Here is a 21,842-nt window from a genome sequence, read left to right as displayed (position 1 = left end):
CGCCATGGAGCTAGTCACCGTCCTCGCCGAGCTGGTCGCCGACCGGTGCCAGCGCCCGGTCGCCGACCTCGACCACGACCGGCCGCTGTTCGAGTTCGGACTGTCGTCTGTGGACGCCGTGGAAATGGCCGGCATCCTGGAGGAGCGCGTCGGGCGGCCGTTGCCGCCGACGCTGGTCTGGGAGCACCCGACCATCAACGCGCTCGCGCTCGCCCTATCCTCAGCCGCGGCGGAAGAGGCCGCGCCCGCCGTCGCGGTCGCGGACCGGGCCGCCGGCGAGGCCGTCGCGATCGTCGGCATCGGCTGCCGGTTCCCCGGTGGCGCCGACCATCCCGACGCGCTGTGGCGGCTGCTCACCGAGGGCCGCGACGCCATCGGCGCGGTACCGCCGGAGCGCTGGCACGCGTTCCGCGCCGCAGGGCGGAGTACGGGCGGCGCGGCCCGGTGGGGCGGCTTCCTCGACGACGTGGCCGGATTCGACGCTGAGTTCTTCGGCATCACCGCCGGCGAGGCGCGGCTGATGGATCCGCAGCAGCGGCTGCTGCTGGAGGTCACCTGGGAGGCGTTGCAGCACGCGGCGATCGCCCCGGGGCGCCTTGCCGGTACCCGCACGGGCGTGTACGTCGGCATCTGCGCCAGCGAGTACGCCCACTTGACCACCGCCACGCTGGAGGCGGTGGAGGGCTGGACGGCCACCGGCGGCGCGCTGTCGATCGCCGCCAACCGGCTGTCGTACCTGCTCGACCTGCGCGGCCCCAGCATGGCGGTCGACTCGGCGTGCTCGTCGTCGCTGGTCGCCACCCACCTGGCCGTACGCAGCCTGCGCTCCGGCGAGACCGACTGCGCGCTCGTCGGCGGCGTGAACCTGCTGCTGTTGCCGGCGCTGACCGTCGCGTTCGGACAGGGCGGCGGGCTGGCACCGGGCGGCCGCTGCCGGCCGTTCGACGCCGCCGCCGAGGGGATCGTGCGTGCCGAGGGCTGCGGGATGATCGTCCTCAAGCGACTGTCCGACGCGGAGCGCGACGGCGACCGGGTGCTCGCACTCATCCGTGGCTCGGCGGTCAACTCGGACGGGCGCTCCGGTGCCCTGGTCGCGCCGAACCCGAAGGCGCAGGAGCAGGTGCTGCGCGAGGCGTACGCCGACGCCGGCCTGGACCCGTCGGCGGTGGACTATGTGGAGGCCCACGGCACCGGAACCCCACTGGGCGACCCGATCGAGGCCGGCGCGCTCGGCGCGGTGTGCGGTGCCGGCAGGCGACCGGGCGACCCGCTGCTGATCGGCTCCATCAAGTCGAACCTCGGCCACCTGGAGGCCGCGGCGGGCGTCGCCGGTGTCATCAAGGCGGCTCTGGTGCTGCGCCACGGCCTGGTACCGCCCAGCCTCCACTTCGAACAGCCGAGCCCGCACATCCCGTTCACCGACTGGGGTCTGCGGGTGCCGACGGTGCCGCAGCCGCTCGCCAGGCGGGGACGGCCGGCCCGCGCCGGCGTTTCCGCGTTCGGGTTCGGCGGCACCAACGCCCACGTCGTGCTCGAAGCGGCACCGGCGGGCGTGCCGAGCGAACCCCAGGGCGGCACCGCCTACTGCGTCGTCACCGACCTGTCCGAGGCGCGGGTCCGGGCGGCCGCCCGTGCGCTGGCCCGCGACCTGCCCGCCGGTACACCGGCCGACGTGGCCACGACGCTCGCCCGCCGCGGCGCGCGCGGCCCGGCCCGGGCGGTGGTCGTAGCGGCCGACCGCGACACGCTGCGCGCCGGCCTGAGCGCCGTCGCGGCGGGCGAGCCGCACCCACACGCCGTCACCGGCAACGACGGACGGGCTGCCGGCGGCGGCGTGTGGGTGTTCTCCGGCTACGGCGGTCACTGGCCGGCGATGGGCCGCGACCTGCTCGCCCGCGAGCGCGCGTTCGCGGATGCCGTGGACGAGCTGGAGCCGGCCTTCGAAGCCGAGACGGGCACCAGCCTGCGCGCCGGCCTGACCAGCGATGACGCGCACACCGCGATACTGGCGCAGCCGTTGACGTTCGGCCTCCAGGTGGCGCTCGCCGCGCTGTGGCGTTCGTACGGCGCCACGCCCGCCGCCGTCATCGGCCACTCCATGGGCGAGGTGGCCGCCGCGGTGGTGTCCGGCGCGCTGACGCCGGCCAGCGGGATGCGCGTCATCGCCCGCCGCGCCGAGCTGCTCGCGCGGCTCGGGCCCGGCGCGATGTCGGTGCTCGGCATCGGCGAGGACGAGTTCGACGCGTTCGCCGCCGATCTGTCCAATGTGCACATCGCGGTGGTGTCCAGTCCACAGCAGATCGTCGTGACCGGTGACCCGATCGACGTACAGGCGCTCGCCGCGCGGGTCGCCGCCGAGGCGCGGATGGCGCGCACGCTCACCACCGAGGGCGCCGGCCACTCGCCGGCCGTCGACCCGCTGCTGCCGCCGCTCGCGGAGGCGCTCGCCGACCTGCGGCCGGTCCGGCCCGCCATTCCCTTCTACAGCACCGTCGTCGACGACCCGCGCGCCGTGCCGCCGCTGTCCGCGCCATACTGGACCGCGAACCTGCGCCGCCCCGTACACCTGGCGCGCGCCATCGCCGCCGCGGCCAGCGACGGCCACCGTTTCTTCCTGGAAATCTCGCCGCATCCGGTGCTGGTGCGCCCGGTGCGCGCGACGCTCGAGGCCCGCGGCATCCCGGACGCGCTGGTGATCGGCACGCTGCGCCGCGACGGCGGCGCACTCTCGTTCGCGCGCCAACTGGCCACTGTGTACGCCCACGGGCTCCCCGCCCAGCCGTTGGCGCGCGGGGTGGTCCTCGATCTGCCGGCGGCGCCCTGGCACCGCCGCCGGCACTGGTACGACAAGGCCGGCAACGACGCGCCGCCCGCACTGCGCGGCCTGCTCGGCCTCACCTGGGCGGAGACAGCGTTGCCAGCCGGCACCGAGACCTCCGCGCCTACCGGCGACGCGGCGCCCGCTCGCCAGCCCTTGCCCGCCAGTGTGCCCGCACCCGCCGTTCCCGGGCCGGTGCACCTGTTCGCGGCGGCTGCCGACGGCGCCGAACCGGCCCGCGTGGCCGATCCGCCGGTGGAGGGCGCGCCGCCGGGCGACGACCACTTCGCTGTGGTGGTCGACCCCGGCGGCGCGCCTGGTCCTGCCCGCTCGCGCGAGGCCTTGGTAGCGGTCGCGCTTCGGGGCGCGCCCGACGACCCGCTGGTGCGGGCGGCCGGCGGGCCGGTCGAGGCTGTCGCGCGCGGCGCGGACGCCGTCGTGGTGCTGCCGGCCGGCGGTGACGCGCCGGATCCGGCCGCCGCCGAGGCGCTGGCGTTCGACGTCACCCGCGCCGCGAACGCCGCGCTGAACGGCGGCGCGCGCCGGCTGTGGCTGGTGACCCGGGGCGCGGCGACGCTGCCCACCGGCGCCGCCGGCCACGCCGACCTCGCCTGGGTGCGCGGCGCCGTGCGATCGCTGGCCATCGAACAGCCGCGGCTGCGGGCCACCTGGCTCGACCTGGACCCGGCGGACGAACCCGGCGAACAGGCGGCGGCGTTGCGCGCCGAACTGGCCGCGGACGCCGCCGACGACGAGGTGGCGTGGCGTGCGGGGCAACGGTACGCCGCGCGCCTGCGCGCCGCCGCCGCGCCACCCCGCCGTCCCGCCCCCGTGGTGCGCCCCGGCGCCGCGTACCTGCTGACCGGCGGTTACCGCGGCGTCGGCCTGCGCGTCGCGCGGTGGCTTGCCGAGCGGGGCGCCGCGCGGCTGGTCCTGACCGGCCGGCACGGCCCGCCCCGAGCCAGCCACGGCGAGCTTGCCGAGCTGCGCGCGCTGGGCGCCGACGTGCGCGTGGTCTGCGGCGACCTGGCCGCGCCCGGCGCCGCCGAAGCCGCCGTCGCGGCCGCGCGCACCGGTGGCCTCCGGCTGGCCGGCGTGGTGCACGGCGCCGGCGTACTCGTCGATGGCCTCGTCACCGACGTCCGGGCGCCGGACGTGTCCCGCGTGTGGAGCCCGAAGGCGAGCGGCGCCTGGCGGTTGGACGCCGCCGTGCGAGCCGCTGGCGCCGCCGGCGAGCTGGACTGGTGGGTGTCGCTGTCGTCAGCGGCGGCGCTGCTGGGCTCACCCGGCCAGTCGGTGTACGCGGGCGCCAACGCCTGGCTCGACGGGTTCGCCGCGTGGCAGCGCGACAACGGCATCCCCGCGATCGCACTCCACTATGGAGCGTGGGCACGGGTGGGTGGCGCGGCGGCCGTGCGGATGCCCGGGCTCCGCGCGATCGAGCCGGACGGCGCGGTCGCCGCCCTGGAAGAGCTGCTGTCCCGCGAGCCGGGCGCGACCGGCGTCGTGCCCCTCGACATCGCGGCGGCCGCGGCGGCCTTCCCGGAGATCGCCCGCCTGCCGTTCTTCACCGACCTGCTGGCCGCGGCGACCCCCGTAGCCGCGGCCGGCTCGGCGGAGGTTGCGGGGCCGGCCGGTGCCGACCTGCCCGCGCGTGGCGGGCCGGACGAGGTCCCAACGCCGGACCGGCTCCGCAACCTCCCTTCCCGGCAGGCGGTCCGCCTCGTCGGCGACCAGATCGGCGCCCGGATCGCGGCAGTATTGGGCGCCAGCGGGCCGCCCGGCCGCGACACTCCGCTGGCCGACCTCGGACTCGACTCGCTGGCCGCCATCCGCATCAAGAACCTGGTGGAGCGCGACTTCGGCGTCGCCGTGCCGACCGCGGTCCTGGTACGCGGAGTTACCCTCGGCGACCTGGAGCGGTCGGTGGCCGCTGAGCTCGGCATAAGGACCAACGGCGCTCAGGTGATCAACGGCGCGCACGTGACTCTCCCCGAGACGGCCGTCGAGGGCCGGGACGCGGCCGAGCGCCTGGTACTCCACGTTGTCCGCGAGGTGCTCGGACCCGTGCCCTGCGGGGTCACCGACCGGTTGGATCGGATCGCCCCACCGGATGCTCTCGCCCGCGTGACCGCATTGCTCCGCCAGCGCACCGGGGTGGATGTCGGTGCGGTGGTGCTCGCCGCCGCACCGACCGCCGAGCGGTTGGCCGCACCGCTGCGCGCCGCCGACGAGGCCGAGGTGCGCCGTGGCCTGGTGCGCGAGCTGCGCCCGGGCACCGCGGGCGCGCCCCCGCTCTTCCTGGCACACCCCGCCGGCGGCACCACCGTCGTGTACCGCCAGCTCGTGGACCTGCTCGGCCCGGACCAGCCGTGCTACGGCCTGGAGCGGCTCGACGACGTGGGACCGGTCGAGGAGCGAGCCGCCCGGTACCTGGAGCTGCTCGCCGGAACGCAACCGGCCGGGCCGTACCGGCTCGGGGGCTGGTCGTTCGGCGGCGTGCTCGCCTTCGAGATGGCCCGCCAGCTCACGGCGGCGGGCGAGCGCGTCGAGCTGCTCGGCCTCATCGACGCGGGCCTGCCGCTGCCGGTCTCCCGGCGCCGCGACACCGAACTGCTCGTGCGGCGGTTCGTCGGGTTCGGGGCCTACCTGCGCCAGACGTACGGCATACAGGTGCACCTGAGCGCCGAGGAGCTGCGCGAGCTGCCCGAGGACGGCCAGTTCGACCTGGTGCTGGCCCGGCTCGCGGACAGCGGGCTGAGCGCGCGCCTGCCCGAGGCGATCATGCGGCACCAGATCACCTCGCATCGCGACACCCGAGCCCTGGATCGCTACGAGCCGGGCGAGTACACCGGCCCGGTCGTGCTGTACCGATGCACCGAGGCAACCCCGTGGAATGTCCGCGATCCGCGCTACGAGCACACCGACCTCGATCGGGGCTTTGGCCGCTGGTGCACCGACCTGCGGGTCGTACCGGTGACCGCCCACCACCTCAACGTGCTCGACCCGCCCGCCGTCGACGCCGTGGCGGCCGACCTCACCGCGCTACTCAGCGCGACCGTCCTACCGGGAAAGGAGTGACCTTATGCCCGCATCCGAGCTTGCCGAAGCCGTGGTCGCCGGCGCGTCTCCGGAGGACCTGCTGGCCTGCCCGGTGCCCGCGTCGTACCGGGCGGCGCACCTGCTGCGCGCCGACGCCGAGGCGTTCGCCGGCGAGTCCAACCTGGACGTCCGCAGGAGCATCCACATCGGACCGGTCGACATGCCCGCGCTGGCACCGGATGAGGTGCTCGTCGCCGTGATGGCCTCCAGCATCAACTTCAACACGGTGTGGTCGGCCACCTTCCACCCGGTGCCCACGTTCGCGTTCCTCGGCCGCATGGCCCGCCAGAGCCGCTGGGGTGCGCGGCACGACCAGCCCTGGCACGTGATCGGGTCCGACGCCTCCGGAGTGGTGGTCCGGGTCGGCGCGGCGGTGAGCCGCTGGGCGGTCGGCGACCGGGTCGTCGTCACACCGGCCCAGGTGGACGCCGAGGACCCGGCCGTGCACAGCGACTCGATGACCGGCGACCAGCGGGCCTGGGGTTACGAGACGAACTTCGGCGGGCTCGCCGACTTCGCCGTCGTCAAGTCCACCCAGCTGCTGCCCAAGCCGCCCCACCTGACGTGGGAGGAGGCGGCCTGCAACACGCTGTGCGCCGCCACGGCGTACCGGATGCTGATCAGCCCGCTCGGGTCGGGGATGCGGCTCGGCGACGTGGTACTCGTCTGGGGCGCCACCGGCGGCCTCGGCGGGTACGCCGTCCAGCTCGTCCTCGCCGCCGGTGGCATACCCGTCGGCGTGGTCAGCTCGGAGTCCAAGGTGGACCTGCTGCACCGGCTCGGCTGCTCGCGCGTGGTGAACCGCGAGTCGCTTCCGCCGAGCCCCGACGGACTGCGCGACCCGAAGGTGTGGCGCGCGCTCGGCGAGGAGGTGCGCCGGCAGGTGGGGGAGGACCCGCATGTTGTCTTCGAGTACACCGGACAGGAGACGTTCGGCGCGTCGGTGTACGTGGCGCGTACCGGCGGCACGGTCGTCACCTGCGGCTCCAGCAGCGGGTACGCCCACCAGTACGACAACCGGTACCTGTGGATGCGGCTCAAGCGGATCGTCGGCAGCCACGGCGCCAACTACCAGGAGGCCGCCGAGGTCAACCGGCTGATCCGGCTGGGCGTGGTGGTGCCCACCCTGTCCCGCGTGTACCCGCTGGCCGAGGCCGCCGAAGCGACCCGCACCGTCCAGTTGGGAAGCCACGTCGGCAAGGTCGGGGTGCGCTGCCTCGCACCGGCCGACGGGCTCGGCGTCGACGACCCGGCGGCCCGCGCCGCGGTAGGCGAGGACCGCCTCGAACTGTTCCGCTCGGCGGGCGTACCGGCATGAGCCCCGCCGTCCAGCGGGACCGGTTGCCGATGCTTGCCGGGATGCGGGTGCTGCCGGCGCTGCTGGTCTTCGTCGGTCACGCGGGGATGCAGGGCGTCTTCGCCAACGGCACCGTCAACTTCCTGATCGTCGGGCTGACCGCGGGCCTTGGCGAGGCGGCGCTGAGCCTGTTCTTCATGCTCAGCGGTTTCGTCCTCGCGTGGTCAGCCCGACCCGGCGACCGTACCGGCCGGTTCTACCGCCGCCGCATGCTGAAGATCTTCCCCAACCACCTGGTCGTCTTCGCCGCCTGCCTGGTCCTGATGGCCGCCACGGGCGCGGCGATCACCGCCAGCGAGGTACTGCCCAGCCTGATCCTCGTGCAGGCGTGGGTGCCCAGCGTGCCGGTACTGTCTGCGGTCAACGGGCCCACCTGGTCGCTCTCCTGCGAGCTGCTGTTCTACCTGATGTTCCCGTGGCTGCTGCGGCTTGTCGCGCTCATCCGGCCCGAGCGGCTGTGGTGGTGGGTCGCGGGGCTCGGCGCCGCCATCGCGAGCCTTCCGTTCATCTCGCTGCTGCTGCCGTACGAGCCGACGCTGTTCGACTTTCCGGTGCCGTTCTACCGGTTCTGGTTCGCGGTGTTCTTCCCGCCGGTGCGGGTGCTCGACTTCGTCATCGGCATCGTGCTGGCCCGGATCGTGGCGGAGGGGCGGCTGCCGTCGATGCGGCCGCGAGCCATGTTCGGGCTTCTCTTCGCCTGCTGGGCGGTGGCGCTGCCGCTGCCGGTACCGTTCAACTTCGTCGGCCCGTTCGTGGCGCCTCTCGTGCTGCTCCTCGGTGCCGCCGCCGCGTTCGACGTCGCCGGCCGGCGGTGCTGGATGAACAGCCCCACCATGGTGCGCCTCGGCGACCTGACCTTCCCGTTCTACCTGCTGCACTGGCCAGTGCTCCACTATGGACATATGGCGCTCGGCAGCGGGAAGTGGTCGCCGCCCGGCGCGATCGCGTTCCTGCTCGCCGCACTGGCGGCGACCGTCGCGTTGAGCTGGCTGCTCGCCCGGTACGTCGAGCGGCCCGCGATCCGCCGCTGGAGCGAGCCGCGCCGGGTGCCGCGACCGGCCGCCGCGGTGACCGCCTGAGGGGGTTGGGGTGGATCGGCGCTGGACGATCCGCGTGGTGGTGGGGCTGACCGCGTTCATCACCATGCTCGACAACACCGTCGTCACGGCGGCCGCCCCGTCGATCGCCCGCGACCTCGGCATCCCACTGACCACATTGGAGTGGGTCGCGACCGCGTACCTGATCACCTTCGCCGGGCTGCTGCTGGCCGGTGGGCGCCTCGCCGACGGCTACGGGCCGCACCGGGTGCTCCGCCACGGCCTGTGGGTCTTCACCATCGCGTCCGCCCTCGCCGCGGCGGCCGGCGGTGCGGGTACCCTCATCGCCGCCCGCGCCGTGCAGGGCGCCGGAGCCGCGCTGGTGGTACCCGCGTCCCTGGCCATCGTCGCGACGCGGGAGGAGCGCGAACGCGTCCGCTGCATCGCGATCTGGACCGGCGCCGGCGCGGTCGGCCTCGCGCTGGGCCCGTCACTGGGCGGCGTGCTCGCCGAACACGCGGCGCGGCCCTGGATCTTCCTGCTGAACGTCCCGGTGGGCGCCCTGGCATGGTTCCTGGTCCGCCGGACACGCGGGTGTCGAGGCGAGACGCCGGGTACGGCGGGACTTGACTGGGGTGGGCTCGTCACGGGCAGTCTCGCCCTGACGGCCGCCACCTACGCGCTCATCGCGGGGACGGCGCATGGGTTCACCGACGGGCCGGTGCTCGGCGCGGGTGCTGTCGCCATCGGAGCCGCCCTGGCGTTCGCGCCCGTGGAAAGGCGGGCGGTCGCGGCGCTCGTCGACGTGCGGTTGTTCGCGGTGCGGGCCTTCTCCGGCGGGATCGCCGTGCAGATCCTGTGGGGGCTCGGCGTCAACGGGGTCTACTTCTACACCGCCGTCTACCTGCAGGGCGTGCGCGGGTTCACGCCGACCGGCGCGGGGCTCGCGTTCCTGCCCCTCGCCGTCGCCGTGGCGGCCGGCGCGCCGCTCACCCCCGCCTTAGTGACCCGGTTCGGCGCCGGGCGCACGGTCGCCGCCGGCCTCGTGCTGGTCGCCGCCGGCATGACCGCGGTCGCCGCCGGTGGCACGACGGCGACGCTGCTCGCGGCGCTCGCGGTGATCGGCTTCGGTTCGGCGCTGACGGTACCGCTGGGCGCGTGCGTGCTCGGTGCGGTGCCGGCCGACCGGGCGGGCGTCGCGGCGGGCGTCTTCGGCGTGGCGCGGGAGGTCTCCGGGGTGCTCGGGATCGCCGGTGTCGGCGTGGTGGTCGGCGCCGGCGCCGACGTCGGGCGGGGATACGCGTACGGCCTCCTGATGGCGGCCGCGCTGGTGCTCGCCGGCGCGCTGCTCAGCGTGAAGACCCTGCCGTCGTACGCGCATCACCGTGACAGTATTCGCGACTAATACGAGCATCCAGCGTTATATCACCTTGAATCGGTGCTTATTAGCTTCAGGCCGTCCGAAGCGCACCGACCAACGAAACTGAGGTGATCTGTCATGCGCTCCCGAATCCCGGGCGGCCGGTGGCGTACCGGTGCCCTGCTCGCCGCGTCGCTGGCGGCCGCCGGCGGCATCGCCGTCGTGACCGTGCCGATGGCGTCCGCCGCGGAGTGTTCCGACGTCGAGGTCGTCGTCGCCAGGGGTACCAACGAACCCGGCGGCCTCGGGCTCATCGTCGGCGACCCGGTCTTCGACGCGATACAGGGCCGGCTGGCCGGCGGTAACGTGACGAGCCACGCCGTCGACTACCCCGCGAGCCTGAACCCCAACTCGCCCGCCGAGGGCAACCGGGCGCTCGTCGACCACGTGACCGCGCAGGCGCAGGAGTGCGCCGGCCAGCGGTTCGTGCTCGTCGGGTACTCCCAGGGCGCCAACGTGGTGGGCAACTCGCTCGGCACCAGCTCCGAGAACGCCCTCGTCGGCGCCCCGGTCGTGGCCACCATCCCAGCGGAGATCCAGCCGCAGGTGGCGGCGGTACTGGTGTTCGGGTACCCGCTGCGCAAGCAGGGCGGCGGCATCGAGGGCGAGCTCGCCGACCGGACCCTGGACGTCTGCGCCAACGGCGACGTGATCTGCGACCCGGACGGCGCCAGCGTGATAGCGCACCTGAGCTACCGCGGCAACGCCGGCGAGGCCGCCGACTTCGCGGTGGAGAAGCTCCAGTAGGTACGCAAAAAGTTGTCGCCGCCGGCAGTAGGGTGCCGGCGACGACAACGGTTCCTTTAGACGACAATGTGTCCTTTATGGATCCTCAGCACCGGGCCGGGCGGAATGCCAGGCCCGGATCCGACGGCCCTTCGCGCTGCACGGCGCTGAGCACGATGTCAGCGACCGCGAGCTCCTGGTCCAGGGCGTGGTCGAAGTCGAGCCGGCCCAGGCACGCGAACTCCATGCGTTCGTTGTTGACCTGCTCCGGCTCGCCGCCCTTGAGCGTCTGGCTGTCCGGCGGCGTGATGACGTCGTCCGCGATCGACCACGGCACGGTGTACGCCGGGCCGGGCACGACGTCGCCGTTGGCGTTGAGCTGGGTCAGGAACTCCGAGTCCGGCGCGAGATCGGCGCACGCCGCGCACTCCGCGAAGTTCGGGTCTTCCAGGGGCGTGTCGGTGCCGCGCGTCGCGGGCGCGATGGCGACGATGTCGTCGACCTGTTCGGCGAGGCCGAGCGGGCCGACCAGTACCCGGGGGAGCAGGCCGCCCTGACCGTGGCCGACCAGGTCTACTTTGGACGCGCCGGTCGCTTCCAGTACACCGGCAACGAAGGTCTGTAGCTGGGTCGCGCTGTCGGCGAGGGGCGCGGTGCCGTTCTCGCCGTAGTCGAGCGCGAAGACGCACAGGCCGGCGCCGGCGATCTCGGGCGCGAGGGCCGCGAAGTTCGACGCGCCGTCGCGGAAGGTGTCGTGGACCAGGATCACCGGTTCGGGGTCCTCGGCGTCCTCCGGTATCGCGGGGCTTGCCACGCACTCGAAGTCGTTGGCGCCTTCGAGGCCGGCGCTGGCGAGCGCCTGTGCCGCGGCGATCGCGCCCTGCTCGGCGGCACCGGCCTCACCCATGCCCGCCGCGCCTTCACCGGCCGCGCCTTGCCCGGTACCGGAACCGCCAGCGCCGGAACTGCCTGCGTTCGCCACCGCGAGCCCGCCGCCGAGGACGGCCGCGGCGGCGACCGCGATCAGCCCCGCGCGCAGGGCACGCCCCCGGCGGCGCGCTAGGTGGTACTCCTTCGTGGACACCCTGCCTCCTGTCGGTAGGAGATTGTCGGACAACCGTGGGTACGGCTGCGGATGACAGGCGAGGTCAACGGAGAGCGGGAGTCACGCGGAAAGCACGAACATCCGTGGCGCGCTTTGTCATCCGCGCACGTTCCGATGTAGAGCATTGGCTGCGCACCGTGGTGACAACGTCACCGCCCGCCCTTCGCGCGGCATGAGTACCGGGCCGCACCGCGCCGCGGTTAGCGTCTGCCCCAACCTGGCGACCACCCGTTTGTGGCCACCGGAAGGAGGGGCGACATGCGCATGACCCGTACGCGAAGGCTGGCCCTGCCGGCGGCGGCCGCGGCCGCGTTGCTGGCCTTGGGTGTTGGTGTGGCGGTGGCGTCCGCGGACGGACCGGGAGAGCGCGCCGCGGGCCCGAGCGCCGAACGCGAGGAGCGGTCCGTACCGTCCGGCTCGCCGGTGACCGACGTCGTGGAGACGGTGGTACGCGTCAAACTCCCGCTACCCGAAGGCGTCGGCGCCCGCCCGGCCGAATGCGACTGGCTGTCGTACCTGCGTTACCGGCACGAGGACGGACCGGAGGAGTCCGCGTCGGCCGACCGGATCCTGGTCGCCCAGCCCGGTGTGCTGGAGGGTGCCGGCGCGTTCGACGCGGTGGCCCGCAACACCGTCGCGAAAGCCGCGGAGGACGGCCAGAACATCGAGTTCTGGGCGCTGGACCGCCGCTCCAACTGCCTGGAGGACAACCGCGGCGTACGCGCCGGGGCGGCCGCCCGCAGCTTCAAGGTGGCGCTCGACTACTACTACAACGGCGGTGCGGTCGACGGTCAGAAGTTCGCCGGTTACCTCGGCAACGACCAGGTGGAGTTCCTGCAACACGTGGGCCTGGAGCAGACCCTGCGCGACCAGTTCGACCTGCTCGCCGCGGAGCTGCCCGACCAGGAGCTGCGCAAGGAGAAGGTGATGTGCGGCGGGCACTCGCTCGGCGGCGTACTCACCGGCTTCTTCGCCATCTGGGACTTCGACGGCAACCCCGCGACCGACGCCGACGCCGGCTTCAACCAGTGCGCCGGGTACTTCGCGCTCGACAGCGCCATCTCCACGTCGCTGCCCGACATCACCGGCAGCCAGATGATGCCCACCGGCATGATGCCTGACCCGGGACTCAGCTTCGCCGTCGTACAGGCCGGCCTGCGCGGCGGCGCCGTACCGCGCACGCTCTCCGCGCCCGCCGTCATCAACGCCGAGACGATGAACGTGCTCGCTCTGGCGGGACTGGCCGCGCTCGCTGCACCCGACGCACAGTCCACATTGGTCGCCGACCTGCCCTCGAACCTGAACATCGACGGGACGACGCGGCTGCTGCTGTCGAAGAACCTGCTCGCCTTCGTCACCGGCAGCCCAGCCGCGGGAGAGTTCAAGCTGAGCAACGAGGCGGCGCTGGGCGCGTTGATGGACGACAACTCGCAGCCGCTGGCGTTCCTCCAGACCAGCGTCGGATTCTTTGCCGGTGGACGGATCGCCGACAAGGAGTTTCCGTTGGCGCGCAACGTATCCGGGATCCCGGGCCTGTCCGGGCTGGCCGGAATGTTCGGCCAGGAGGCCCGCGCCATCCCCGACGAGGCCAACGGGCCGGTCTACGCCTGGCGTAACTACGACGAGTTCGGGCCGACCGACGGGCCGGTGCCCAACGCCGGCGACGGCACACCGTTTACGACCGCGGGCAAGGAGGTCACCGACATCCAGCAACTCGCCCGCAGCATGGCCGAGCAGCCGCTTGACTTCACCGAGGACTACTTCCCGACCAAACTCGTCACCGACATCCAGCAGTCGGCCGCGACCGAGATCTCCCGCAACGCGATACACCAGGACGGCCTCACCGCGAACCCGACCATCACGCTGCTGGCCGGCGACGGGCTGCGTGGCGCCAACGCACCGCCGCCGTCGGGGGAGACGGTCGTGGCACCCGGGTACCAACACCTGGACGTGCTCACCGCCGACGCGCGGCAGAACGACGGCCGCCCCGAACCGGTATCGGCGCGCCTCGCCCAATTCGCCATTCGCGGCTGACCGCCGTCTTGTAGAAAAGTCTGGTGAAGATTGCCATCCTCGACGACTACCAAGGCGCGGCCCTGCACAGCGCCGACTGGTCCGCCCTCGACGCCGAAATCACCACGCTCGACCACCCATCGACGACCCCGACGAGCTCGTCGCGGCCCTCGACGGCGCCGACGTGGTGGTCGCGATGCGGGAACGCACCCCGTTTCCCGCCGAGCTGCTCGACCGGCTGCCCGCACTGCGCCTGCTGGTCACGACGGGAATGCGCAACGCCGCGATCGACGTGGCCGCGGCCACCGCGCGGGGCATCACGGTCTGCGGCACCCGCGGCGACAAGCGATCCACCACCGAGCTCACCTGGGCGCTGATCCTCGCCCTGCTGCGAAACATCCCCGCCGAGCAGCGGGCGCTGCGCGACGGCGACTGGCAGATCGGGCTCGGCAGCAGCCTGCACGGAAAGACCATCGGCCTGCTCGGCCTTGGATCCATCGGCGGCCAGGTCGCGGCGGTCGCCCGCGCGTTCGAGATGGACGTCGTGGCGTGGAGCGCCAACCTGACCGCCGAGCGCGCTTCGCAATGCGGCGCGCGGCTCGTCGGCAGGGACGAGCTCCTGGGTACCGCCGACGTGGTGTCCGTCTGCTCATCCCGCGTGGCGACGAACGCCATCGTCCCCGGTGCCTGGGCGTATGTCGACGCGCCGCTGGTGGTTTGGGTGAATTGGCGCACGGCCCGCTCGAAGAGCGCAACCGTGGCTGGCGAGATGCTGGTGATCACAGATCGGCATTGTGCGCCAACCCGCTCAGGGCTCCAGCAGCCGGCCCAGGGCCGGGAGCACGCCGCGCAGGTCGTCACCGTCGACGATGACGGTCGACGCCTTTCGCGCGGCGGGCGAGGCGTTGAAGGCGACGCTCACGCCGACGGCCGCGAACAGCGGCAGGTCGGATCGGCTGTCTCCGACCGCCCCGCACGAGCGGAGTTCGAATCCGAGCGCTCGCGCCTGCGCCAGGGCGACGTCTCGCTTGTCGTACTCGTCGAAGTGGTGCTCGACGCGTCCGGTGTACCGGCCGCTGGCCGTCGCGAGCCGTGGCCCGCTAAATGAGTGGAACCCGAACCGGTCGGCGAGGTAACCGCCGACCGGCGTCCAGGCCAGGGTGGCCAGCATCGGCACCAATCCGTTGCGCCGGCACCATGCCACGGTCTCGGGGATGCCCGTGACCAGAGGCATCCCGGCGAGCCAATCGCGGGTCCGCTCCTCGGGCACGCCTGCCCATCCGGCGGCGTCCAATTCGGAGACGTGGCGGTTGTCCACGATGCCGGCGGCGTACGCTTCTTCGGCCTCGGCCAGCTTTTCGCGGTGCCCGAGGAAGCCGGCGAGGTAGACCGACGAGCTTGTCCTGGGCACGAGTGTGCCGTCGATGTCGAAGAAGACGGCGCCCGTGGGTTTCACAGGCTTACGCCGGGGCACGGCGAGCGAGCATGAAGTCGACCACGGCTGGCGCGAAACCGTCTGTGAGCGCGGGGATGTGGCCACCGTCCTTGATGGACCACAACTCCACGAGCGTGCCGTCGCGGCATCCCGTGGTGTAGGCGGTGATCGCGGTCTCGGCGCCGGTCAGGCCGGAGTCGAGGTCGATGGGCGGGGCAGACGTGTCGGCCCGGTCGGTGCAGCCGTTGAGGCCCCGCCAGAGGCCGATCGTGTCGGCGACGGACGGGTACGACCCGGTGGTGTTCTGGCCGCCGCCGTACCGGACGATCCGGTCCGCGGTGCCGTGGATCTGCAAGACGCTGACCGCCCGATGAGGCGTGCACCGCGACGGATCGTTGGTCGCCGCTCCGGCCAGCGAGACGATCGCCGCTATCAGGGCCGAGTGCTCGCAGGCCATCCGATGTGCCATGTACCCGCCGTTGGAAAACCCGATCACGTAGACCCGCCGCCCGTCCACCGCGTACGTGCGCGTGACCGCGTCGATCACCTTGCGCAGGTATCCCGAGTCGTCGACCCCGCTGCGGTCGAAGTCGCAGCACGCGTCGGCCGCGTTCCAGAACCGGTCGCCGGCACGGTTCTTCGTGCCTTCCGGCATCGCGTACAGGAAGCCGCGCCGCTCGGCTTCGGGGGTGAGCTTGAAGTAGTTCTCCTGCATCGCGGCGTCGGTCTCGAAGCCGTGCAGCGCCACGACGAGGGGTGCCTCGCGGTCGGAGTCGTATCCGCCGGGCACGTACAGCCGGAACGGCCGGTCGTCGACGGTCAGCGTGACCGTGGTGGCCGTCTCGGGCTCGTCCGGTGCGCCGCCGCACGCCGCGAGCAGGCACAGGACCAGTCCGGTGAGGAGCCCCCGTCGACCCGTCATGCCAGCGACGCTACATGAGACACTGCCACCATGGCGGTGACGACAGCGCCGGTGGTCGTGGCGGTCTGCCGCGACGGCGAGCACCGGTTCGGCAAGGCCGTGGCCGACGAGATCACGTTGCTCGAAGGGCTCGGTGTCGAGGGCGACGCGCACGCGGGCGTGACCGTGCAGCACCTTTCCCGGATCGCCGTCGACCCCACGCAGCCGAACCTGCGGCAGGTCCACCTGATCCACAGTGAACTGCACGACGAGCTGCGTGAGCGGGGCTTCGACGTCGGTCCGGGCCAGCTGGGGGAGAACATCACCACGCGCGGTCTCGACGTGCTGGCCCTGCCGAGAGGCACCGTGCTCAGGCTCGGCTCGCGGGCCGTTGTCGAGGTCACCGGTCTGCGCAATCCCTGCCACCAGATCAACGACTTCCGCGCCGGGCTGCTCAAGGCCGTCCTCGACAAGGACGAGGAGGGCAACGTGATCCGGAAGGCCGGGATCATGGGTATCGTCCTGCGCGGCGGCCCCGTCAGGCCGGGCGACGCGATCTCCGTAGACCTGCCCGCGCGCCCGCACGAGCCACTCGACCGCGTGTGAAGGCCGGGGCCGTGGACAGCCGAGCGGCCCGAGCGTAGCGTCGATTTTGGTACTTTGCGGGCTTTTAGCCGGGAGGTGGTCTCATGCCATCGGCGCAGGGAATCGGGCACATCATGCTGACGGTCACGGACGTCGAGCGCAGTGCCGACTTCTACAACCGCTTGCTGGACGGGCAGACCGTGGTGTCCGCCAGCGACGACACCGGCCCCCTCGCGGTCTGCGTGGGGCCGGTGCTCATGGTCGGGTTCCGCACGCACCAGGCGACCGACGAGAAGGACGAGTTCGACCCGGCACGTGTCGGGTTGGACCACATCGGCATCCACGTCGAGTCGCGCGCGGAGCTGGAGGGCTGGCGGCAGCGCTTGGACGAGCAGGGCGTGCTGCACTCGGCGATCGTCGAGGACCAGTTCGGCGCGCACCTCAACGCCAAGGACCCCGACAACATCGCGATCGAGTTCTTCGCAACATCCTAGAACCGATCCGGTACCCGGCGTCGTTACGGCACAATCGGGCGGAGACCGCCGATAGGAGGAGAATTGCCTAACTTGATCATGAATCGGTTGGCCGTGCCGCTGCTCGCGCTGGGAATGATCGGCGCGACGGCCGCTCCAGCCGTGGCCGAACCGCGTGCCGACAAGGTCATCGTGTTGCCGGGTGCCACATCCGCCGAGGGGATCGCCGCCGGCGCCGGATCGACGTTCTACGCCGGTGACCTGTTCGCCGGTGACATCTTCCGCGGCGACATCAAGCGCGGCACCGCGGAGCTCTTCATCGACGCGCCGGCCGGCCGGAACGCCGTGGGCCTGAAGGCCGACCTCCGCCACAACCTGCTCTTCGTCGCGGGCGGGCAGACCGGCCAGGCGTACGTGTACCACCTGCGGACGGGCGCGACGGTCGCCACGTACCAGATCCCGGGCGCCACGCTCGTCAACGACGTGGCGGTGACCCGGCGCGGCGCGTGGTTCACCGACTCCGCGCAGGGCAAGCTGTTCTTCGTACCGGTTGACGGGTACGGCAAGCCGGGTCCATTGCGGACTCTCACCCTCAGCGGCCCGGCCGCCGACACCAGCGGCGAGTTCAACCTCAACGGGATCGACGCCACGGCCGACGGTTGCACCCTGCTCGTCGCGCACTCGGCGGCGGCGAAGGTCTTCACCGTCGACCCGGTCACCGGTGCCAGCGCGGCGATCGCGGGCGTCGATGTGCCCAATGTGGACGGCATCGTGCTCGACGGCCGCCGGCTGTGGGCGGTGCAGAACTTCAACAACCAGATCTCGCGGTTCCAGCTCAGTGGCGACCTGAGCCAGGGCACCCTCGAGAAGGTCATCACCAGTCCGCACTTCGCCATCCCGACGACGGCGGCGCTGTTCGGCCACAAGCTGGCGGCGGTGAACGCGCACTTCGACACCGGCTTCCCGCCCACCTCGCCCACGTACGAGGTGGTGGTCGTCCGCGCCTAGCGCTAGTCCGTGCGTAGTGCTAGTCCGTGCCTAGCGCTAGTCCACGGGAAGCGGCCCGTAGGGGCGCGGCCCGTACCTGTGGGTCAGCCGGCGCCACTCGGCCCGGTTCAGCTTGAGGACGTACACCTCCCGCTCCGGCCACCCGACTTCGAATTTGATCGTCGCGAGCAGGAGCCGGCTGATCCACAGCAACCGCACGGCCTCCTCGATGACCGGCTCGGGGATGGTGGCACCCTCGCCTTCGTCCTCGAGCCTGACCTTGAACGTCACCTCGCCGTCCGACCGGTCGATCTCGACCGTCTCGAAGCCGTGGTGGGAGCGCTTCACGGCCTCCTGGATGCCGCGGGCGATCGCGTCCTCCCGCTCCTCGACACCTTTGCCCGCCTTACCGGCCAAGTAGGTGGTCAGGCCCAGCAGGACGATTACCGGAAACCAGCCGACAACGACCGCCGCGAGGAGCGGGATGGCAGGCAGCGCGAAAATGGTGTAGATCCACGCGACCAGTGTGCCGACGGTCAGGATCTTCCACATCGGCTTCGGATAGAGGTACCGCCACCAGCGCCGCGACGCGGGCATCAGCGCGGAGTTGAACACCACCACGTCGAACAGGGCGTCGAGCGGTCCGCGCCGTGCGGGCTTGGGCGGGTCGACGAGATCGGCGAACAGCGCCTCCGTCTCGGCGACCGTGGTGGCGGCGTTCGCGGTGCGCAGCCGCTCCTCGTACTCGGCCAGGTCCAACCGACCCTCGTCGAGCGCCGTCTTGAGCCGGGCCGCCATCTCGTCGCGGTCGGCCTGCGCCAGCCGGCGGGTACCGCCGTGCAGGTCCGCCACGAGGCCGGCGAGGTCGGCGTCCTCGGTGGCCGATCGTGCCTTGCCGACCCGGGCGGCGTGCTCCGCGCCGTCGAGCCGTCCGTCGTGGTAGGCGGCGTCGAGTTCCTGGGCGGTGCCGTCGCGCTCGCGGTCGCTGGCGCGCGTGGCGATACCGGCCAGCAACCGGCTGAGGTCGGTGACCCGCCGGGCCTGGCCGATGTCGGCCTCCAGGGCGGGTGCCTCGACCGGTGCTACCCGGCCGTCGGTGACCGCCTCGGCCAGCTTCGCCAGGGCGGCCGCCCGGTCGTCCGACCCGGCGAGCAGGTCGTCGTGCTCTGCTCCGGGCCAGCCGGACAGGCCGTGCAGCACGTGCTTGAGCTCGCCGTACGTCTCGACGCCGGTGAGCGCCGCGACCCGCCGCTCGTGCTCGACGGCGGCGAGCCGCCCCTGCGCCGCCCCGTCGGCCAGCCAGCCGGCTGCCCGTTCACGGTCGTCACCGCGTACCCGAAGATCATCGACCCAGTCGGTGACGCCGCGCCGATCGGGCAGGTCGGCGGCGAGCTTGGCGAGGTCGCCGCGCGTCTTCGCGGCCCGTACCGCGTCGGCGCGGCCGGCGTGCGCGACGGCGTCCAACCGGCCCTCCGCCAGCGCCGTGTCCAGCAGCCGCACCACCTGCTCACGGTCGGCGTTCGTCGCCCGCAGCCCACCCTGACCACCGTCGGACCATCCCAGATTCACGATCGATCATCGTACGGATAGTTTGGCGGCTACCGTCGCGGCCTCGGGGTGGTCCAGGGCGGTGAAGATCGCCAGGGCCTGCCGCCACACGCCCTCCGCCGCCTCCCGGTCGCCCGCGGCCGCGTACGAGTCGCCGAGGCGGACCAGTGTCGGCGCGCCGTCGCCGTGGTTGCCGAGTTCGTCGAAGAGTTCGACCGCGCGGCGGTAGCACTCGACCGCCCGGTCGGGGTGGCCGGCCCGGTGGTGGATGTACCCGAGACTGTCCCAGGTGTGCGCCTGGCCGTACGCGTCGGTGAATCGCTCCAGCAGCTCCAGCGACTGTTCACAGTGGACGAGCGCCTGCTCGTGCTCGCCCAGCATGGCGTGGTACCAGCCGACCGCGTTGAGCGCCTTGGCCCGTGCGCGGTCGTGGCCGCTGGCCTGGAAGCGGTCGACCGCCCGCCCGGCGTGGTGCAGCGCGCTCCGCGGGTCGCCGCGCCGCTCGCTGAGCAGGGCGAGGCTCTGGTGCGTGTAGCCCTGGCCGTTGTCGTCGCCCGCCTCGGCGAACAACCGCAGGGCCTGCTGGTACTGCTCGTCGGCCGACGGGTAGTCGTCGGCGTAGGTGGCGGCGAGGCCGACGCAGCGGTGCGCCTCGCCCGCCATTTCGAGGCGCCCGATCCGCTTGGCGACGGGGATCGCGGCCCGCCACACCGTGGCCATCCCGGCCCGGTGTCCACGGTAGACATGGAACGTGCGCAGCGCCCAGGCGAGCTGTAGCACGGCAACGTCGAAGCCGTCTTCGGCGGCGCGGCGCTGGATGGCGAGCAGCGCGGCGTGCTCGGTGTCGAACCACGCGAGCGCCCGTTCCTCGCCGGCGGGCCGCTCCGGAACCGTGCCGGGTGCCGGCGGGTCGAGCGGGATCGGGATGGGGTCGCGCAGCGGGTACACGACCCGGTCCGCGTGGTACGCGCTGTGCGTGTAGTGGTCGACCATCCGCCGGACGGCGGCGGCGCGCTCCTCCTCGCCGTCTTCGGCGCGGCACAGCTCGGCGGCGTACACGCCCAGCAGGTCGTGCCGGACGTAACGGCCGGGCGCCTGCTCGGCCAGCAGGTTGGCCTGGATCAGCTCCAGCAGCGGCGGGCGGATCCCGGACGGCGGGTGGCCGGCGAGGCTCGCCGCCGCGGGCGCCGACACCGCGGGTCCGGGGTGCAGGCCCAGCAGGCGGAACAGCCGTGCGGCGGGCGGGCTGAGCGACGCGTACGACCACGAGAACACCGCGCGCACCTGGCTGGTCCGGTCGGCGGTGTCGAGTGCGTCGAGGCGGTGCCCGGCCTCGTCCAGCTCGGCGGCGACGTCACGCAGCGCGAACCCGGACTGCCGTACCCGTGCCGCCGCGATCGTCAGCGCCAGCGGCAGCCGCGCGCAGGCGGCGACGATCCGCTGGACGGACTCGGGGTCGCCGTCGACCTGGTCGGGGCCGAGCCGGCTCGCGAGCAGGTCGCGGGACTCCACAGTGGAGAGCGGGTCGAGCATCACGGGCTCGGCGCCGACGCCGGCGACCAGGCCGGTGAGCCGGTCGCGGCTGGTCACCACCACGACCGCCGAGGGGGTACCGGGCAGGAGCGGCCGGACCTGGTCGGCGTCGCGGGCGTTGTCCAGGACGATCAGCATCCGCCTGCCGGCGACCTTGCTGCGGTACAGGCCGACCTGGCTGTCGAGGCTGGCCGGGGCCGCATCGGGCGGCACCCCGAGCGCGTCGAGAAACCCTCGAACCGCCTCGGCAGGTGGCGTCAGCCGCCCGCCGGGGTCGAACCCGCGCAGGTTGACGTAGAGCTGGCCGTCCGGGAAGCGCCCGGCGGCGCGGTGTGCCCAGTGGATCGCGAGGGCGGTCTTGCCGACGCCGGGCGTGCCGGAAAGCACCGCGATACTGGCGGCGCCGCCGAGCACCGCGTCGAGCCTGGCCAGCTGCGCCTCGCGGCCGGCGAACCCGCTGACGTCCGGCGGCAGCTGCGCCGGCACGCCGGCCGCGGGCGGTCGTTCGTCGCTCGGCGTGGCCGAGGCGAGGAACTCGTCGCGGTCGGCGCCGGTCAGCCCGAGCGCGGCGGCGAGCAGGTTGACGGTCTGTGGCCGCGGCACCGCGACCCGGCCGGCCTCCAGCTTGCCGACCGCCCGGACGCTCAGTCCCGTCTTGGCGGCCAGGTCCTCCTGGGTCCAGCCCTGCCGCCGGCGATGCCCGCGCAGCAGCCGACCGAACACCTCGGGCCTCCCACCCCTGCGGCATCAAGTACCGGCAAAGTACCGGTGCCGTTCCTGGTTCGCGGCATCGGCATTCGCC

General features: G+C 73.0%; 14 protein-coding genes and 1 pseudogene. 10 read left to right on the top strand and 5 right to left on the bottom strand.

The genetic code is table 11. From position 1 onward, the window contains the following. The first annotated feature begins 4 nt into the window (after positions 1–4). The 5 genes from QMG73_RS06680 (at position 5) to QMG73_RS06660 (ending at position 10,481) form a co-directional block, all read left to right on the top strand. On the top strand, positions 5–5,899 hold the full coding sequence (locus QMG73_RS06680) for a type I polyketide synthase (protein WP_281893147.1): 5,895 nt from the start codon (positions 5–7) through the stop codon (positions 5,897–5,899). A 4-nt stretch (positions 5,900–5,903) separates the two neighbouring features. Further along, positions 5,904–7,238 (top strand): crotonyl-CoA carboxylase/reductase, encoded by a 1,335-nt coding sequence (gene ccrA, locus QMG73_RS06675; protein ID WP_281893146.1) that lies wholly within the window; start codon positions 5,904–5,906, stop codon positions 7,236–7,238. Continuing rightward, complete coding sequence (locus QMG73_RS06670; protein ID WP_281893145.1) at positions 7,235–8,356, top strand: acyltransferase family protein; 1,122 nt, start codon at positions 7,235–7,237, stop codon at positions 8,354–8,356. Before ccrA ends, QMG73_RS06670 begins: the two co-directional genes overlap by 4 nt. 10 nt (positions 8,357–8,366) lie before the next feature. Continuing rightward, on the top strand, positions 8,367–9,719 hold the full coding sequence (locus QMG73_RS06665) for an MFS transporter (protein WP_281893144.1): 1,353 nt from the start codon (positions 8,367–8,369) through the stop codon (positions 9,717–9,719). 93 nt (positions 9,720–9,812) lie between these two features. Next, the gene (locus tag QMG73_RS06660; RefSeq protein WP_281893143.1) at positions 9,813–10,481 is read left to right on the top strand and encodes a cutinase family protein; all 669 of its coding nucleotides are present in this window, start codon (positions 9,813–9,815) and stop codon (positions 10,479–10,481) included. Between the two features lie 85 nt (positions 10,482–10,566). Here QMG73_RS06660 and QMG73_RS06655 read toward each other — a convergent pair whose 3' ends face one another. Next, the gene (locus QMG73_RS06655) at positions 10,567–11,544 is read right to left on the bottom strand and encodes an esterase/lipase family protein (RefSeq protein WP_281893142.1); all 978 of its coding nucleotides are present in this window, start codon (positions 11,542–11,544) and stop codon (positions 10,567–10,569) included. Between the two features lie 279 nt (positions 11,545–11,823). Here QMG73_RS06655 and QMG73_RS06650 point away from each other — a divergent pair, with 279 nt between their 5' ends. Both QMG73_RS06650 and QMG73_RS46325 read left to right on the top strand, forming a co-directional pair. Continuing rightward, positions 11,824–13,599 carry a hypothetical protein gene (locus QMG73_RS06650; RefSeq protein ID WP_281893141.1) on the top strand — a complete coding sequence of 592 codons (1,776 nt, stop codon included), beginning with the start codon at positions 11,824–11,826 and terminating at the stop codon, positions 13,597–13,599. 175 nt (positions 13,600–13,774) lie between these two features. Further along, positions 13,775–14,167 (top strand): annotated as a pseudogene (locus QMG73_RS46325) (NAD(P)-dependent oxidoreductase); the annotation flags it as partial. A gap of 219 nt (positions 14,168–14,386) precedes the next feature. Here the strand turns inward: QMG73_RS46325 and QMG73_RS06640 are convergent. Further along, positions 14,387–15,034: an HAD family hydrolase gene (locus QMG73_RS06640; RefSeq protein WP_281893138.1), complete on the bottom strand. Its 648-nt coding sequence runs from the start codon at positions 15,032–15,034 to the stop codon at positions 14,387–14,389. 4 nt (positions 15,035–15,038) lie between these two features. Further along, entirely contained in the window at positions 15,039–15,935 is an 897-nt protein-coding gene (locus QMG73_RS06635; RefSeq protein WP_281893137.1) for an extracellular catalytic domain type 1 short-chain-length polyhydroxyalkanoate depolymerase, read from the bottom strand. A gap of 30 nt (positions 15,936–15,965) precedes the next feature. Between QMG73_RS06635 and QMG73_RS06630 the strand changes: the two genes are divergently transcribed. The 3 genes from QMG73_RS06630 (at position 15,966) to QMG73_RS06620 (ending at position 17,980) form a co-directional block, all read left to right on the top strand. Further along, on the top strand, positions 15,966–16,520 hold the full coding sequence (locus QMG73_RS06630) for an MOSC domain-containing protein (RefSeq protein ID WP_281893136.1): 555 nt from the start codon (positions 15,966–15,968) through the stop codon (positions 16,518–16,520). A gap of 83 nt (positions 16,521–16,603) precedes the next feature. Further along, complete coding sequence (locus QMG73_RS06625) at positions 16,604–16,993, top strand: VOC family protein (protein WP_281893135.1); 390 nt, start codon at positions 16,604–16,606, stop codon at positions 16,991–16,993. A 78-nt stretch (positions 16,994–17,071) separates the two neighbouring features. Next, positions 17,072–17,980: an SMP-30/gluconolactonase/LRE family protein gene (locus QMG73_RS06620; protein ID WP_281893134.1), complete on the top strand. Its 909-nt coding sequence runs from the start codon at positions 17,072–17,074 to the stop codon at positions 17,978–17,980. 36 nt (positions 17,981–18,016) lie between these two features. Here QMG73_RS06620 and QMG73_RS06615 read toward each other — a convergent pair whose 3' ends face one another. Beyond that, positions 18,017–19,528: a DUF1707 SHOCT-like domain-containing protein gene (locus QMG73_RS06615; protein WP_281893133.1), complete on the bottom strand. Its 1,512-nt coding sequence runs from the start codon at positions 19,526–19,528 to the stop codon at positions 18,017–18,019. A 6-nt stretch (positions 19,529–19,534) separates the two neighbouring features. After that, the gene (locus QMG73_RS06610; RefSeq protein WP_281893132.1) at positions 19,535–21,763 is read right to left on the bottom strand and encodes an ATP-binding protein; all 2,229 of its coding nucleotides are present in this window, start codon (positions 21,761–21,763) and stop codon (positions 19,535–19,537) included. Between the last annotated feature and the right edge of the window lie 79 nt (positions 21,764–21,842).

Source organism: Phytohabitans aurantiacus (genome assembly GCF_027923225.1).
Taxonomy (GTDB): domain Bacteria; phylum Actinomycetota; class Actinomycetes; order Mycobacteriales; family Micromonosporaceae; genus Phytohabitans; species Phytohabitans aurantiacus.
The sequence above is the reverse complement of the archived record's forward strand: the minus strand, read 5'-3'. Positions and strand labels throughout refer to the sequence as shown.